The organism is Falsiroseomonas sp. E2-1-a20, assembly GCF_051433195.1.
GTDB lineage: Bacteria > Pseudomonadota > Alphaproteobacteria > Acetobacterales > Acetobacteraceae > Falsiroseomonas.
This window is the reverse complement of sequence record NZ_JBHMFT010000024.1, coordinates 36,087-49,743: the sequence shown is the minus strand read 5'-3', so window position 1 is coordinate 49,743 and position 13,657 is coordinate 36,087. Positions and strand designations below refer to the sequence as shown.

General features: G+C 73.2%; 15 protein-coding genes. 9 read left to right on the top strand and 6 right to left on the bottom strand.

Annotated elements, in window-relative coordinates:
• The gene (locus ACFHPP_RS22940) at window positions 1–963 is read right to left on the bottom strand and encodes a tripartite tricarboxylate transporter substrate binding protein (protein WP_437165566.1); all 963 of its coding nucleotides are present in this window, start codon (window positions 961–963) and stop codon (window positions 1–3) included.
• Between the two features lie 219 nt (window positions 964–1,182).
• Here ACFHPP_RS22940 and ACFHPP_RS22935 point away from each other — a divergent pair, with 219 nt between their 5' ends.
• Window positions 1,183–1,641, top strand: a complete 459-nt coding sequence (locus tag ACFHPP_RS22935) for a hypothetical protein (RefSeq protein ID WP_437165565.1) — start codon at window positions 1,183–1,185, stop codon at window positions 1,639–1,641.
• Here ACFHPP_RS22935 and denD read toward each other — a convergent pair.
• Window positions 1,638–2,624, bottom strand: a complete 987-nt coding sequence (denD, locus tag ACFHPP_RS22930) for a D-erythronate dehydrogenase (protein WP_437165564.1) — start codon at window positions 2,622–2,624, stop codon at window positions 1,638–1,640. The genes ACFHPP_RS22935 and denD overlap by 4 nt on opposite strands.
• 102 nt (window positions 2,625–2,726) lie before the next feature.
• Here denD and ACFHPP_RS22925 point away from each other — a divergent pair, with 102 nt between their 5' ends.
• From ACFHPP_RS22925 to ACFHPP_RS22915, 3 genes are all read left to right on the top strand, one after another.
• Window positions 2,727–3,896, top strand: coding sequence for a diaminopropionate ammonia-lyase (locus ACFHPP_RS22925; RefSeq protein ID WP_437165563.1), 1,170 nt, complete (start codon window positions 2,727–2,729; stop codon window positions 3,894–3,896).
• An 83-nt stretch (window positions 3,897–3,979) separates the two neighbouring features.
• Window positions 3,980–4,954: a Bug family tripartite tricarboxylate transporter substrate binding protein gene (locus tag ACFHPP_RS22920; protein ID WP_437165562.1), complete on the top strand. Its 975-nt coding sequence runs from the start codon at window positions 3,980–3,982 to the stop codon at window positions 4,952–4,954.
• Window positions 4,955–5,063: 109 nt separating this feature from the next.
• Complete coding sequence (locus ACFHPP_RS22915) at window positions 5,064–6,065, top strand: Bug family tripartite tricarboxylate transporter substrate binding protein (protein ID WP_437165561.1); 1,002 nt, start codon at window positions 5,064–5,066, stop codon at window positions 6,063–6,065.
• Window positions 6,066–6,083: 18 nt separating this feature from the next.
• Here the strand turns inward: ACFHPP_RS22915 and ACFHPP_RS22910 are convergent, their stop codons facing one another.
• The 3 genes from ACFHPP_RS22910 to ACFHPP_RS22900 are packed head-to-tail and all read right to left on the bottom strand — an operon-like array spanning window position 6,084 to window position 8,267.
• Window positions 6,084–6,563: a GAF domain-containing protein gene (locus tag ACFHPP_RS22910; RefSeq protein ID WP_437165560.1), complete on the bottom strand. Its 480-nt coding sequence runs from the start codon at window positions 6,561–6,563 to the stop codon at window positions 6,084–6,086.
• Window positions 6,556–7,548 (bottom strand): Bug family tripartite tricarboxylate transporter substrate binding protein, encoded by a 993-nt coding sequence (locus ACFHPP_RS22905; protein WP_437165559.1) that lies wholly within the window; start codon window positions 7,546–7,548, stop codon window positions 6,556–6,558. Before ACFHPP_RS22905 ends, ACFHPP_RS22910 begins: the two co-directional genes overlap by 8 nt.
• 23 nt (window positions 7,549–7,571) lie before the next feature.
• Window positions 7,572–8,267: a FadR/GntR family transcriptional regulator gene (locus tag ACFHPP_RS22900; protein ID WP_437165558.1), complete on the bottom strand. Its 696-nt coding sequence runs from the start codon at window positions 8,265–8,267 to the stop codon at window positions 7,572–7,574.
• Between the two features lie 99 nt (window positions 8,268–8,366).
• On the opposite strand from ACFHPP_RS22900, the gene ACFHPP_RS22895 reads away from it, so the two are divergent.
• From ACFHPP_RS22895 to ACFHPP_RS22885, 3 genes are all read left to right on the top strand, one after another.
• Window positions 8,367–10,148: a gamma-glutamyltransferase family protein gene (locus tag ACFHPP_RS22895; RefSeq protein ID WP_437165557.1), complete on the top strand. Its 1,782-nt coding sequence runs from the start codon at window positions 8,367–8,369 to the stop codon at window positions 10,146–10,148.
• An 81-nt stretch (window positions 10,149–10,229) separates the two neighbouring features.
• The gene (locus ACFHPP_RS22890; RefSeq protein ID WP_437165556.1) at window positions 10,230–10,514 is read left to right on the top strand and encodes a PhnD/SsuA/transferrin family substrate-binding protein; all 285 of its coding nucleotides are present in this window, start codon (window positions 10,230–10,232) and stop codon (window positions 10,512–10,514) included.
• The gene (locus tag ACFHPP_RS22885) at window positions 10,474–10,908 is read left to right on the top strand and encodes a hypothetical protein (protein ID WP_437165555.1); all 435 of its coding nucleotides are present in this window, start codon (window positions 10,474–10,476) and stop codon (window positions 10,906–10,908) included. Before ACFHPP_RS22890 ends, ACFHPP_RS22885 begins: the two co-directional genes overlap by 41 nt.
• Here ACFHPP_RS22885 and ACFHPP_RS22880 read toward each other — a convergent pair.
• Entirely contained in the window at window positions 10,889–12,304 is a 1,416-nt protein-coding gene (locus ACFHPP_RS22880) for an ABC transporter substrate-binding protein (RefSeq protein ID WP_437165554.1), read from the bottom strand. The genes ACFHPP_RS22885 and ACFHPP_RS22880 overlap by 20 nt on opposite strands.
• 140 nt (window positions 12,305–12,444) lie before the next feature.
• Between ACFHPP_RS22880 and ACFHPP_RS22875 the strand changes: the two genes are divergently transcribed.
• The gene (locus ACFHPP_RS22875) at window positions 12,445–13,449 is read left to right on the top strand and encodes an NAD(P)H-quinone oxidoreductase (protein WP_437165553.1); all 1,005 of its coding nucleotides are present in this window, start codon (window positions 12,445–12,447) and stop codon (window positions 13,447–13,449) included.
• Entirely contained in the window at window positions 13,446–13,643 is a 198-nt protein-coding gene (locus ACFHPP_RS22870) for a hypothetical protein (RefSeq protein ID WP_437165552.1), read from the top strand. Before ACFHPP_RS22875 ends, ACFHPP_RS22870 begins: the two co-directional genes overlap by 4 nt.
• Window positions 13,644–13,657 lie beyond the last annotated feature (14 nt).

The window sequence follows — 13,657 nt, the reverse complement described above, 5'->3', positions numbered from 1 at the left end:
TCAGCCCCGCCAGGGCCGCCGCTGCCACAGCCCCTGCAGCGTCGCGTGGTCCGCCCGCATCATGGCGCGGTAGTCCTGGCCCACCAGCGGCCGCAGCGGCAGGCCGGTGCGCTCGGCGTCGGCGAGCAGGGCCGGGTCGGCCAGCGCATCGCGGAACGCGGCTTCCAGCGCCAGGCGGATCTCATCCGGCAGGCCCGGTGGCGCGCCGATGCCGCGGGCGGAACCGCCGAGCACGTCGTAGCCCTGTTCCTTGAAGGTCGGCACCTCGCCGGTCGGGGCCCAGCGCTGCGGGCCGCCCTGCGCCAGGCAGCGGATGCGGCCTTCCTTCAGCAGCGTCACGCCCTCGCTCATGTTGAAGCTGCCGACGGGCAGGCTGCCGCCCAGCACGTCCCGCTGCACCGGCGCCGTGCCGTTGTAGGGCACGTGCAGCAGGCGCACGCCGGCGGCTTCCTCGAAGCCGAGTTGCAGCAGATGGTCGTCGGAGCCGATGCCGGCGGTGCCGACGCCGATGCCCTCCGGGTCGCGCCGCGCCGCCGCCTTCAGGTCGTCCAGCGTGCGCCAGGGGCTGTCGGCGCGCACCCAGAAGCCGCCCGGATCGTCGACCACATTGGCGATGTAGGTGAACTCCTCCGGCTTGTAGCGCGGGGTGCGTTCCACCGCGATCGCGTGCATCGCCGTGTTGGTCAGGGCGCCGAGCGTGTAGCCATCCGGCGCGGCGTTGAACAACGCCTCGAACCCGATCTGCCCGGCGGCGCCGGGGCGGTTGACGATGGCGAAGCGCGCGCCGCGCAGGCGCGGCGTCACGAAATGCACGATGGGGCGCACCATGTTGTCCACGCCGCCGCCGGGCGGGAAGGGGACGATGACCTCGATGGCGCGGTCGGCGGGCCAGGCGGCCTTGGCGACGCGCGGGGCGGCCAGCGTGGCGGCGGCGGCACCCAGCAGGATGCGGCGGGTGGTCATGGCGGGTCCCTCCCAGGACGATTTCGGGCAGCATGACGCCCGGCGCGGATCGACGCAAGTGTCTGATGTGGAAGCAGAAATCGTTCCATCAGGCGGAACGTACGAGGAGCAGCCCGCGGTTTCGTCAATGAAGGATTTACCAATCGGCGCCACAGACTGGGCGTCTTGGCCAGGTGCCGTGCGTCGGCCGCATCATGGCGGCAACGCAGGAGATCCCCGATGCCCCGCCGATCCGCCGCCCTTTTCGTGTTGCTGGCCCTGGCCATCGCCGGCCCCGCCGCGGCCGCCACCCCCTTCGCCTGCCGTGTCGGCCCGCAGGCCGATGACAGCTTCCTGCTCGCCGAGCGCTTCGAGATGGCGGTGCGGCCGGAGGCCGGGCGCACCGAATACCGGCTGCTGGTGCAGAACCCGCACCCGCATCCCGCCGCCGTGCTGACCGGCATCACGCTTCACGGCCTGGTCTCCTCGCCGGCGGAGCCGGTGCTGGTGCCCCCCGGCGGGCAGGCCTCGGTCCTCATCGGCTGGTTCCCGCACGACATGTCCGCCGGCCGCCGCGCCCCGCCGATGATCGAGGAGGTGCGCGCCGGAATGACCATCCCGTTCTGCGAGGTGCTGGCACCGGACCACGGCCATGTGGCGATGCCGACGGCACCCCGGCGCGGCGCCCTGCGGGGCTAGCCCGCCTCGCGGTCCCGGCGCGTCGCCTCCAGGTCGTCGGCGATGAAGGCGCGCAGGATCTCCACCAGGGGCTCGGAGCGGGTGAAGCCCAGGCCGGGGGCGCGGGTGGCGGCGAAGGCGGCGGGCCAGCCGGCGACGATCGCCTCGACCTCCGCATCCGGCACGCGGCGGGCGAGTGCGCGGGCCTCCGGCCCCGCCACCTCCTCCAGCGCCCGCAGCATGTCGGCGATGCTGGCGGACAGGCCGGGTGGGTTGATGCCGCGGTCGCGGCCGAGCGTCGCGCTGTCCAGCGCCGCGGCATGCGCCAGCCATTCCACCGCGCGGCGCGGCGAACAGATCCAGACGCGGAAATCCTCCGCCACCGGATACTGCGCCGGCAGGCCCAGCAGCGGCTCCCGCACCACGGCGGAGACGAAGGAACTGGCGGCACGGTTCGGCCGCCCGGGGCGCACCATCACCGTCGGCAGGCGGATGGACACCGCATCGAGGAAGCCGCGCCGCGTCGCATCCGCCAGCAGCAACTCGCCGATCGCCTTCTGCGCGCCGTAGCTGTTGGTCGGCATCTGCCGCCCCTCATCCGGCACCATCGCGTCCTGCCCGCCATCGAACGAGGCGACCGAGGAGGTGAAAACGACGCGGGGCGGTGCGGGCAGGCGGCGACACGCCGCGATGACCGCCTGCGTGCCCGCGATGTTGACCCGGATGCCGAGGTCGTAATCCGCCTCCGCCGCCGCGCTGACCACCGCGGCCAGGTGCACCACCAGGCCGGTGCCGGGCGGGATCGCCTCGGCCAGGGTCGCCGCGTCGGCCACGTCGCCGGCCAGGCAGCGCACCGGGAAGGGCGCCTCCAGCGGCGCCGGCTGGTGCAGGTCGAACAGGGTCAGGGCCGAGATCGGCCGCCCGCCGACCGCGCCATCGGCCGCGAAACGCGCCGCCAGCCGCCGGCCGAGAAACCCGCCGCCGCCCAGGATCGTGACCTGCATGCCCCATCTCCTCCACTTCGCGGCGGCAATCTGCCCGCCGGGCGGTGCGGCGCCAAGCCGCGCCGATTGCCGCCGGAGGGCCGCCGCGCCAATCTCCGCCGCATGATCCCCGAACGCCCCTTCCGCATGATGCTGAACCGCCGCCACGGCACCCCCGGCGTGGTGGTGCTGCCCGAGGGCGGCTTCCGCCGCGCCCGCGCCGAGATCACCAGCTGGCCCGGCTATGTGCCGACGCCCCTGGTGCCGCTGCCGGAGGTCGCCGTCGCAGCCCGCGTGGCCGAAGTGCAATGGAAGGACGAGGCCGAACGATTCGGCCTCGGCAGCTTCAAGGCGCTCGGCGGTGCCTATGCGGTGGCGCGGCTGCTGGTCGGCGAACTCGCCCGCCGCGGCGTCGCCAATGCCGTCACCACGGAGGAACTGGCGCAGGGCGCGCACCGGGACGCCGCCCGCGCCATCACCGTCACCTGTGCCACCGATGGCAACCACGGCCGCTCCGTCGCCTGGGGCGCGCAACGCTTCGGGGCGCGCTGCGTCATCTTCGTGCATGAGACCGTCAGCCAGGGCCGCCGCGACGCCATCGCGAAATACGGTGCGGAAATCCGCGTCGTCCCCGGCACCTATGACGATGCGGTGCGGGAGGCCGCGCGCACGGCGGAGGCGGAAAACTGGTTCGTCGTCTCCGACACCTCCTACGAGGGCTACACCGAAATCCCGCGCGACGTGATGCAGGGCTACCGCCTGATGGCGGAGGAGGCGGCGGAACAGATGCAAGGCAGCGCGCCCACCCACGCCTTCATCCAGGCCGGAGTCGGCGGCGTCGCCGCTGCGGTGGCCATCCAGCTTCGCGCCAGCTTCGGTCCGGATGTGAAGGTGGTGGTGGTGGAGCCCGAGAAGGCCGCCTGCCTGCTGGCCAGCGCCGAGGCCGGGGAGGCGGTCTCCGTGCCCGGTGACCTGGACACGCTGATGGCCGGCCTGGCCTGTGGCGAGCCGAGCCTGCTGGCCTGGCAGGAGCTGGAGCGCAGCGCCTACGCCTTCATCTCGGTGCCGGATGAAAGCGCGGTGGACGTGATGCGCCTGCTTGCCCGCCGCACGCCGAAGCTGGTGGCCGGCGAAAGCGCCACTGCCGGCCTTGCCGCGCTGCTGCTGGTGGCGGCCGAGCCGATGTCGCGCGCCATGCTGGGGCTGGACGCGCAAAGCCGGGTGCTGCTGTTCGGCACGGAGGGGGCGACGGATCCGGACCTCTACGCGAAGTTGGTAGACAAACCGGATTGACGTCGCATTGTTGCGTTGCGAAGCGGGAACCTCGGCCACGCCCCCGCGCTGGCCCTGTTCCTGACGACAACGGAGCTTCCCGCATGAACCGCCGCCAGCTTCTCGGCGCAACGGCTGCCGCCCTTGCCGCCCCCCTCGCACGGCCCGCCTTGGCCCAGGCCAACTGGCCGTCGCAGCCGATCCGACTCGTGGTCCCCTTCGCCGCCGGCGGCCCGACCGACATTCCCGCCCGCCTGTTCGCCGAGGAACTGGGCCGGGTCCTGCCGCAGCGCATCATCGTGGAAAACCGCACCGGCGCCGGCGTGGTGGTCGGCACCGATGTCGTCGCCAAGGCGAATGACAACCACACCTTCCTCTACACCACCGTGGCGCATGCCTCGCTGCGCGCGCTGTTCCCGCGCCTGCCCTTCGACCCGGTGGCGGATTTCGTGCCGGTGGCGCTGGTCGGCGTCATCCCGATGCTGATCACCGTCGGCAAGGATGTGCGCGCGACCAACCTGCGGGAACTCCAGGCGGCGCTGAAGGCAGATCCGGGCGGCATGACCTATGCCTCCTCCGGCAATGGCGGTGCGCTGCACCTGGCGACGGAACTGATGCTGCGCAGCATGGAGGCCCGCGCCCTGCACGTGCCCTATCGCGGCACCGCGGCCGCGATGCCGGACGTGCTGAACGGCACCATCCCGATCATCGTCGATGTCTCGACCAGCGCGCTGCCCTATGCCCAGCGCGGCGAGACCAAGGCGCTTGCGGTGATGGACAGCACGCGCCTGCCGCAGTTGCCGAATGTGCCGACGACCGCAGAGGCCGGCTTCCCGGGCCTCGAGGCCTTCACCTGGCACATGGTGATGGCGCCGCGGAACACGCCGGCGCAGGTGGTGCAGACGGTGAACCGCGCCTTCATGCAGGTGGCCGCCCAGGCTTCCGTGCAGCAGCGCCTGTCCGACCTCGCCATGCGGCTGGTCACCGACAGCACGCCGGACTCCGCCGCCGCCTGGCTGCGGGAGGAAACGGCGAAGTGGACCGGCCTGATCCAGGAAGCCAACATCCGGATCAACTGAGCCGAAGGGCCGGCGTCCGCCTCCAAGGTTGACGCCGGCCCTCGCTCTCCCAACACTGGTCCCATCCAGGAACGTAACGGGCCACCAGGGCCCGGGGGAGAGCATCACCATGACCAACCCGCCCTTCAGCCGCCGCACCCTTCTCGCCGCCGGCACCGGCCTGCTCGCGGCACCCGGCCTGATGCTGCGCCCCGCCGCGGCGCAGGCGGCCTGGCCGACGCAGCCGGTGCGCATGGTGGTGCCCTTCGCCGCCGGCGGCCCCACGGACGTGCCGGCCCGCCTGGTGGCGGAGGAGATGTCGAAGGCGCTGCCGAACCGCGTGGTGGTGGAAAACCGCACCGGCTCGGGCGTCGTCATCGGCACGGACACCGTGGCGAAGGGGCCGCAGGACGGCTCCATGCTGCTCTACACCACCGTCGCCCATTCGGTGACGCGGGCGATGTTCCCGAGCCTGCCCTTCGACCCGATCGCGGATTTCACGCCGATCGCGCTGGTCGGCCAGGTGCCGGTGATCCTGCTGGTGAACCCGAGCTTCCCGGCGCAGAACCTGCAGCAGTTCATCGCGGAGCTGCGCGCCAACCCCGGCAAGTACGACTACGCCTCCTCCGGCCAGGGCGGCGCGGTGCACCTGGCGACGGAGCTTTTCATGCACGCCGCCGGCGGGCTGAAGGCGAACCACGTTCCCTATCGCGGCTCCTCCGCCGCGCTGCCGGACGTGCTGTCGGGCCGGGTGCCGATGATCTTCGACATCGCCGCCTCGGCGCTGCCCTATGTGCGGTCCGGCCAGTTGCGGGCGCTCGGCATCAGCACCAAGGCGCGCTCCAGCCTGGCGCCGCAGATCCCGACCATGATCGAGCAGGGCGTCGCGGGCTACGAGGCCTATACCTGGCACATGGTGATGGCGCGCAGCGGCACGCCGGCGCCGGTGATCCAGGCGGTGAACCGCGCGGTGAACGCGGCGGTGAACCTGCCGCATGTGAAGGAACGCCTGACCGGCTTCGCCATGCAGGTGGTCACCGACAGCACGCCGGACTCCGCCGCCGCCTACCTGCGCAGCGAGATCGCGGTGTGGGAGCCGCTGGTGCGCGCGGCCGGCATCACCAGCGGCTGATCGGGCTGCCGGGCCGGGTCATTCGACCCAGTCCGGCGCCACCAGCAATCCGAGCAGTTCCACCAGGGCGCGCCGCTCCGGAGCGACCTTGGGCTCTGGCCACAGCAGGTTCAGCGTGCCGACGCAGGCGCCGCGCAGCAGCACCGGCACGTTGACGACGCTGCGCAGGCCGAGGCCCAGGATCAGCGCGTGGTCGTCGAAATGGTGCCGGATGGCCGCCTCGCCCTCGCCCACGAAGACTGCGCGCTCCAGCAGCACGATCCGGCCCCAAGGCGTGTCCCGCTTCGGCTTGGCGCCGCCGACGGGATAGGCGCCAGGGTCCGAACTGAACAGCCGCCGCACCGTCATCGCCGCCGCGTCGAAGCGCATCGCGGTAACCAGGCCCGGCCCGGTCGCCTGCCGCGCCACCTCTGCCGCCGCATGGAGAAGCGGCAGCTTCCCATCCTCCCGCGCCGCCGCCGCGAAACGGGCGGCCAGCACAGCGACCAGCTCAGGCACTGGTCATGCCGATGTTCAGCTCGCGGATCACCCGGCTCCACTTCGCGGCGTCCGCGGCCAGCACGCTGCCGAACTGCGCCGGCGACTGGTTCACCACCTCGACGCCGATCGCCGCCATGCGGTCGCGCACCTCCGGCTGCATCAGCGCCTTGTTGATCTCGCCGTTGATCTGCGCGACCAGATCGGCCGGCATGCCCTTCGGGCCGAGCGCGCCGTACCACACCGCCATCTCGTAGCCCGGCAGCGTCTCCGCCACCGTCGGCACCTCCGGCAGCAGGGTCGAGCGCCGGCCCTCGGTCACCGCCAGCAGCTTCAGGCGGCCGTCGCGGACATGCGGCAGGGTCTGGGTGCCGGCGCTGAAGAACAACTGCGTCTGCCCGCCCACCGTGTCCTGCACCGCCGGCGCGCCGCCGCGATAGGGCACGTGCACCATCTCGATCCCCGCCATGCGCGCGAACATCTCCGCGCACAGGTGGTTGGTGGAGCCGGGACCGGCCGAGGCATAGGCGATCTTGCCCGGATTGGCCTTGGCGTAGGCGATGAACTCCGGGACCGTGTTCGCCGGCACGCCGGGGTGGATCACCATGGTGTTCAGCACGAAGGCGAGCAGCGCGATGGGCGTGAAGTCATCCACGCCATGGAACGGCATGTTGTTGAACAGCGCGTCGTTCATCGCATGCGTGCTCATCGAGCCGAACAGCAGCGTGTAGCCATCCGGCCGCGCCCGCGCCACGGCGTTCGAGCCGATGTTGCCGGAGGCGCCGGAGCGGTTCTCGACCACGAAGGGCTGGCCGGTGGCGCGGCGCAGCGGCTCCGCGACCACGCGGGCCAGGATGTCCGTGGTGCCGCCGGCGGCCCAGGGCACGGTGATGGTCACCGGCCGGCTCGGGTAGCGGTCCTGCGCCCGCGCGGCCGGGATGCCGAGGGAGGCGGCCATGGCGGCGGTCAGGGCGGTGCGACGGGTGGTGGCGAAGCGCTCGGTCATGGGGCGGATCCTTTGTACGGAAATCAGGCGGCGCGGCGCGAGGAGGCGGTGCGGCCGCCGGCATCGGCGCTGGTGGCCTGGATGGCCTGGTGGACGGTCTGCAGATGGTCCCACATCGCCCGGTGGGCGGCGGCGGCGTCGCGGTCGGCAATGGCCGCCGCGATGGCCAGGTGCTGGGCGGCGGAGTGCTGGCGCAGCGCGGCATTGGCGATCAGCCCCCGCAGCCGGCCCCACTCGGTGCCGGCGCGGCAGGCCTCCAACTGCTCGAAGGCCTGGCGCAGCAGCGGGTTGTGGCAGGCGAACGCGACCGCCCGATGGAAGGCGGCGTCCCAGCGGCCCCAGCTTTCCTGGTCCTGCGTTTCGGCACCGCGCCGCGCGCAGCGGCGGATCGCCTCGATGTCGGTCGGCGCCGCCTTGATGGCGGCGAGCCCGGCCAGCGCCGGCTCCAGCGTGCGCCGCGCCTCCATCACCGCCTGCGGATCGCCGCCGACGGTGCGGAGACTGGCGGCGGGCGCCTCGCCGAGCCAGGTGCCCTGGCCGACGCCGCGCCACAGCCGGCCTTCGAGCTCCAGCGCCTGGAGCGCATTGCGCAGCGCGCGGCGGCTGAGGCCGAGCCTGGGGGCAAGGTCGCGCTCCGGCGGCACCCGGTCGCCGTCCCGCAGGCCCTCCGCCCGCAGGTAGTCCTCCAGCCTGGCGCGCGCTGCGCTATCCGTCTGCATGGGACCAGAGTAGTATTGGTACGCGCCGCTGTGAAGTACGTAACGCCCGTGGTGCGCAATGTGTGGAACCAATGTAAGATTGGTTCGGTAGGGAGCGCCATGTTCACCACCCGCCCGGAACTGCGCGGCACCTTCGGTGCCATCGCCACCACCCACTGGATCGCCAGCGCCGTCGGCATGTCCGTGCTGGAGCGTGGCGGCAACGCCTTCGATGCCGCCGCCGCCGCAGGCTTCGTGCTGCAGGTGGTGGAGCCGCATCTGAACGGGCCGGGCGGCGAGGTGCCCATCATCCTCAAGCGCCCGGACCAGGACCTGCCGCTGGTGATCTGCGGCCAGGGCCCGATGCCCATGGCGGCGACGCCGGAACGCTTTGCCGAACTGGGCCTGGCGCAGGTGCCCGGCACCGGGCTGCTGCCCTCCGTCGTGCCGGGCGCCTTCGACGCCTGGATGCTGCTGCTGCGCGACCACGGCACCTGGACCCCGCGCGCCGTGCTGGAAGCCGCCATCGGCTACGCCGAGGATGGATACCCCGTGCTGCCCCGCGTCGCCGCCAGCATCCTGCCGGCGCGCCATTTCTTCCCCGCCGAATGGCCCAGCTCCGCCGAGATCTGGCTGCCGGGTGGGGAGGTGCCGCGGCCGCGCAGCCTGCTGCGCACTCCCAGCCTCGCCGCCACCTACCGCCGCATCCTCGCCGAGGCCGAGGCGGCCGGCGCCGACCGGGAGGCGCAGATCGAGGCGGCGCGCGGCGCCTTCTACCGCGGCTTCGTGGCGGAGGCGGTGGACCGCTTCTACCGCACGGCGGAGCTGATGGATTCCTCCGGCCGCCGCCATGGCGGGCTGCTGACCGGCGACGACATGGCCCGCTACGCCGCCCGCACGGAGGCCACCACCAGCCGCGACTACCACGGCCTCACCGTGCACAAGACCGGCCCCTGGGGGCAGGGCCCGGTGCTGTTGCAGGCGCTGGCGCTGCTGGAGGGCTTCGACCTGGCCGCCATGGACCCGGCCGGCGAGCGCTTCGTGCACACCATCGTCGAGTGCATGAAGCTGGCCTATGCGGACCGGGAGGTGTTCTACGGCGACCCGGACGCAGTGGATGTGCCGCTCGATATCCTCCTGTCCGACGCCCATGCCGCGACGCGGCGCCGCCTGGTGACGGACCAGGCCAGCCTCGAACTGGTGCCCGGCGACCTGCCCGGTGCCGCGGCGCGGATGGCGGAGGTGATGGCGATGTCGGGTGCGGAAACCCCGGTCGGCCTCGGCCATGGCGAGCCGACCTTCGCGCCGCTGCCGGTGGAATGGGGCGACACCGTGCATCTCGACGTGGTGGACCGCTGGGGCAACATGGTCTCCGCCACGCCCTCCGGCGGCTGGCTGCAAAGCTCGCCCGCCGTGCCGGGGCTGGGCTTCGCGATCTCGACGCGCGGCCAGATGTGCTGGCTCGCGCCCGGGCATCCCAGCACGCTGCGCCCAGGGATGCGCCCGCGCACCACGCTGACGCCGACCCTGGTGACCCGCGACGGGGAGGGCTACCTCGCCATGGGCACGCCGGGCGGCGACCAGCAGGACCAGTGGACGCTGGCGGTGCTGCTGCGCCACCTGCATCATGGGCTGGATTTGCAGGCCGCCATCGACCAGCCGCTGTTCACCAGCCGGCACTTCCCGCAATCCTTCTACCCGCGCATCGCGGAACCAGGCCGCCTGCTGGTGGAGGAACGCTTCGGGCCGGAGGTGATCGGCGCCCTGCAACGCCGCGGCCACCTGGTGAAGGTGGAGGGACCCTGGTCGCTCGGCCGCGTCTGCGCCACCGGGCGCCGCGACGGGCAGGTGCTGGCGGCCGCCACGCCGCGCCTGATGCAGGCCTACGCCATCGCCCGATAGACCGCGCCTGCGAGGCTTTCTTTTCGCCGGCCGTATCCATCGGCGTCCAGCCGGCGAAGTGACGGCCGGAGGAGTGCCCGCATGACCCTGTCCCGCCGCCACCTGATCGCCGCCGCACCGCTGCTCGGCCTCACCGCCCCCGCTGTCGCGCAGGACGCGCCGCTGCGCTTCGCGGTCGGGCCGTTCCAGCCCACGGCCGGCGACACAAGGCGGGCCTACGAACCGTTCTTCGTCCACCTCGCCGCTTCCCTCGGACGCCCCTACCGGCTGACCGTCACCGCCGACTGGGCCGGCATCGCCGTGGCGCTGGCGACGGAACAGCTCGATGGCGCCTGGATGGGCCCCTGGGGCCTCGGCACCCGATGAGACTCTTTCGGCGGAAATCGCCGCGACGGGCGCGGAGGGCGTGCTCGCCGGCCATTGCGGCCTGCCCTTCACGCGCCTGGTCGGCGAGGCGCTGTGGCACAATGCCGGCGCCATCGGCATGCCCGCCGATGACGGCACGCCGCGCGCCTGGTTCTCGGTGCTGACGCCGCAGCCTGCGGGACTTCGCATCACGCATCACGCGCTGGACTACGACCATGCCGGCGCCGCCGCCGCGATGCGCGCGGCCGGGCTGGCGGAGGGCTACGCCGCCGCGCTGTGCAGCGGCCACTGGCCGTCCGAGGATGTGCTGCCGCCCGAGGAACGCGCGCAGCGCGGCCAGCGCCTGGCGCCGCCGGATGTCGTGTGGCCGGACCTCAGGCGCCGAGCCGCGTGATCGCCTCCGCGATCGCCGCATCGGCCGGGGCGATCACCACCTGGCGCAGCCCGGCCGGGTTGCCGGGCTGTGGCGGCGCCGGCTGCCACTGGCACAGGAAGGGGCGGGCGCGCTGGTTCTGGCCGCGCTCGTCGAACCGCACGCCCCAGCCGCAGGCGGTGGCACCCTCGGCGATGTCGGTGGCGAGGATCGCGGTGCGGATGCGTTCTGCCTCCGCGCCGCCGGCACGCGCTGCCTCCGTGCCGCCGGCACGCGCTGCCTCCGTGCCGCCGGCACGCGCTGCCTCCGTGCCGCCGGCACGCGCCGCCTCCGTGCCGCCGGCACGCGCCGCCTCCGTGCCGCCGGCCCGCGCCGCCTCCGTGCCGCTGGCACGCGCCATCGCATCCAGCACCACCCGCGTGCCGGTGAAGCAGGCCAGCCCGTGGCCGGACCGGGGCTCGGCGCCGTAGCGGCGCAGATAGGCCTCGGCGAAGGCGCGCGCGCCGCCGGCCATGCGCTCGTTCACGCCGGAAGGCGTCAGGTCGGCGCTCATCGCGCCGGTCAGGCCGGCGCCGATGCTGCGGCCGGTCTCGACCAGGCCGTAGCCATTGGCGGTGCCGATCACCATGCGGGGTCGCCAACCAACCTCCGCCAGGGCGCGGAACAGCAGCGCCTCGTCGCCCGGCGCGCCGGTGTGCAGGACCACCTCCGCATCCACCCCGCGCAGCCGCTGCACCAGGCCGTTGAGGTCCGTGGGCCGCGGCGCATAGGCGGCGCGCTGCACCTGGGTGAAGCCGAGCGCCGCGATGGCGCCCTGCTGTGCCGCGCCCACGGATTGCGACGCCGGCGCATCCTCATGCGCGATCGCCAGCCGCATCGAGGCCGGCGGCCGGCCGATGGCCTGGGCCAGCAGCGCCACGCCCGCCACCGCCGTCGCGGCGAAGTCCGTGGCGCTGGGGGAGATCCGGAACACCCAGCGGAAGCCGCGCTCCGTCACCGCATCGCCGAGCGCCGCCAGTTCGATGAACGGCACGCCGGCCAGTTCCGCGACCTGGGAGGCCGGCAGGGCGATCGAGGTGCCGAAGCTGCCGAGCAGCGCCGCGACGCGGCCCTCGCCGCGCGTCAGGCGCCTTGCCTCGTTGGTGGCGGTCGCCTCATCGGGCGCATCGGCGCGCAGCAGGCGCAGCGTGCGGCCAGCGACGCCGCCGGCGGCATTGCGCTCCTCCACCGCCAGTTCGACGCCGCGGAAGCACTCGTCGCCGAACAGGGCGAGCGGGCCGGTCAGGGGGAAGATGGCGCCGAGCCGGACCTCCGGTGGGGTCGCCTGCGCCAGTGCCTCGCCGAACTGCGCGGCCAGGGCGAAACCCGCGAGCCCGCCCACGGCACCTAGGCCGGCGCGGCGGCCGAATCCCTGCATCCTGCGCGCCTCCTTCGGGCTGCCGTGCCAAGTTTCCCACGTGGCAGGCCGCGCGCACAACCCCGTTCGGCGGTGGCGGCCGGCCTTGACGCGCGCCGCCGCCGCGTGGTCCCTCGGGCGCCGAGTGCAAGGAGCCTGCCATGTCCAGCCTGCCCGCCGAGATGACCCAGATCGACCATGGCCAGGGTGGCGGGCCGGAGGTTCTGGTGGTGGGACGCGGCCCGGTGCCGGCGCCGAAGCCGGACGAGGTGCTGATCCGCACGGAGGCCATCGGCGTCAACCGCCCCGACGTGGCGCAGCGCTCCGGCAGCTATCCGCCGCCGCCCGGTGCCAGCCCGCTGATCGGCCTGGAATGCGCCGGGGAGGTGGTTGCGGTGGGCGATGCCGTGCGCCGCTTCAAGCCGGGCGACAAGGTCTGCGCCCTGACCAATGGCGGCGCCTATGCCGAATACTGCGCGGCCCCGGAGGCCCAGGCGCTGCCCTGGCCCCGCGGCTTCGATGCGCTGCGCGCCGCGGCGCTGCCGGAGACCTACTTCACCGTCTGGGCCAACCTGTTCGGCCATGGAAGGCTGGCCGCGGGTGAATCCGTGCTGGTGCATGGCGGCACCTCCGGCATCGGCGTCACCGCCATCCAACTCGCCAAGGCCTTTGGCGCGACGGTCTATGCCACCGCCGGCAGCCCGGAGAAGGTGGCGGCCTGCCTGGAATTGGGCGCCGACGCCGCCATCGACTACCGCGCCGAGGATTTCGCCGCCCGAATCAAGGAACTGACCGGCGGCAAGGGGGTCGACGTGGTGCTCGACATGGTCGGCGCGCCGTATTTCGCGAAGAACATCCGCAGCCTGAAGCTGGATGGAAGGCTGGTGCTGATCGCCTTCCTGAACGGCCACGAGGCGGAGAAGGTCGACCTGCGCCCGATCATGGTGAAGCGCCTGACCGTCACCGGCAGCACCATGCGCCCGCGCACCACGGCGCAGAAGGGCGAGATCGCGCAGGCGCTGGAGGCCAAGGTGTGGCCGATGCTGGAAGCCGGCCAGGCGCAGCCGCGCATCTTCCGCACCTTCCCCCTGGCCCAGGCGGCGGAGGCGCATCGCCTGATGGAAAGCAGCGCGCATATCGGCAAGATCATGCTGACGGTCGGTTGAACCTCTGGTTCTTCTTCGCCGCGGCGCTGGTCCTGCTGGCGCTGTCCACCCGGCTGCGGGACCGCGGCTGGCGCCGGGCGGGGCAGGGGGCGGCGGTGCTGCTGGCGCTGGCCGGCACGCTGCTGCTGACCCGCCGCCCCGGCACCGCCTTCCCGCTGCCGGGCTCCCGTCCTCGCCCCTGGTACCAACCCTGAGGCCCCGTCCATGA

Excerpts from the sequence above, each read along its gene's own strand:
- ACFHPP_RS22900 (WP_437165558.1), bottom strand. The coding sequence starts at position 8,267 with ATGCAGACGGATAGCGCAGCGCGCGCCAGGCTGGAGGACTACCTGCGG.
- ACFHPP_RS22915 (WP_437165561.1), top strand. The coding sequence starts at position 5,064 with ATGACCAACCCGCCCTTCAGCCGCCGCACCCTTCTCGCCGCCGGCACC.
- ACFHPP_RS22895 (WP_437165557.1), top strand. The coding sequence starts at position 8,367 with ATGTTCACCACCCGCCCGGAACTGCGCGGCACCTTCGGTGCCATCGCC.
- ACFHPP_RS22905 (WP_437165559.1), bottom strand. The coding sequence starts at position 7,548 with ATGACCGAGCGCTTCGCCACCACCCGTCGCACCGCCCTGACCGCCGCC.
- ACFHPP_RS22880 (WP_437165554.1), bottom strand. The coding sequence starts at position 12,304 with ATGCAGGGATTCGGCCGCCGCGCCGGCCTAGGTGCCGTGGGCGGGCTC.
- ACFHPP_RS22885 (WP_437165555.1), top strand. The coding sequence starts at position 10,474 with ATGGCGCCTGGATGGGCCCCTGGGGCCTCGGCACCCGATGAGACTCTT.
- ACFHPP_RS22920 (WP_437165562.1), top strand. The coding sequence starts at position 3,980 with ATGAACCGCCGCCAGCTTCTCGGCGCAACGGCTGCCGCCCTTGCCGCC.
- ACFHPP_RS22925 (WP_437165563.1), top strand. The coding sequence starts at position 2,727 with ATGATCCCCGAACGCCCCTTCCGCATGATGCTGAACCGCCGCCACGGC.
- denD (WP_437165564.1), bottom strand. The coding sequence starts at position 2,624 with ATGCAGGTCACGATCCTGGGCGGCGGCGGGTTTCTCGGCCGGCGGCTG.
- ACFHPP_RS22890 (WP_437165556.1), top strand. The coding sequence starts at position 10,230 with ATGACCCTGTCCCGCCGCCACCTGATCGCCGCCGCACCGCTGCTCGGC.
- ACFHPP_RS22875 (WP_437165553.1), top strand. The coding sequence starts at position 12,445 with ATGTCCAGCCTGCCCGCCGAGATGACCCAGATCGACCATGGCCAGGGT.
- ACFHPP_RS22935 (WP_437165565.1), top strand. The coding sequence starts at position 1,183 with ATGCCCCGCCGATCCGCCGCCCTTTTCGTGTTGCTGGCCCTGGCCATC.
- ACFHPP_RS22940 (WP_437165566.1), bottom strand. The coding sequence starts at position 963 with ATGACCACCCGCCGCATCCTGCTGGGTGCCGCCGCCGCCACGCTGGCC.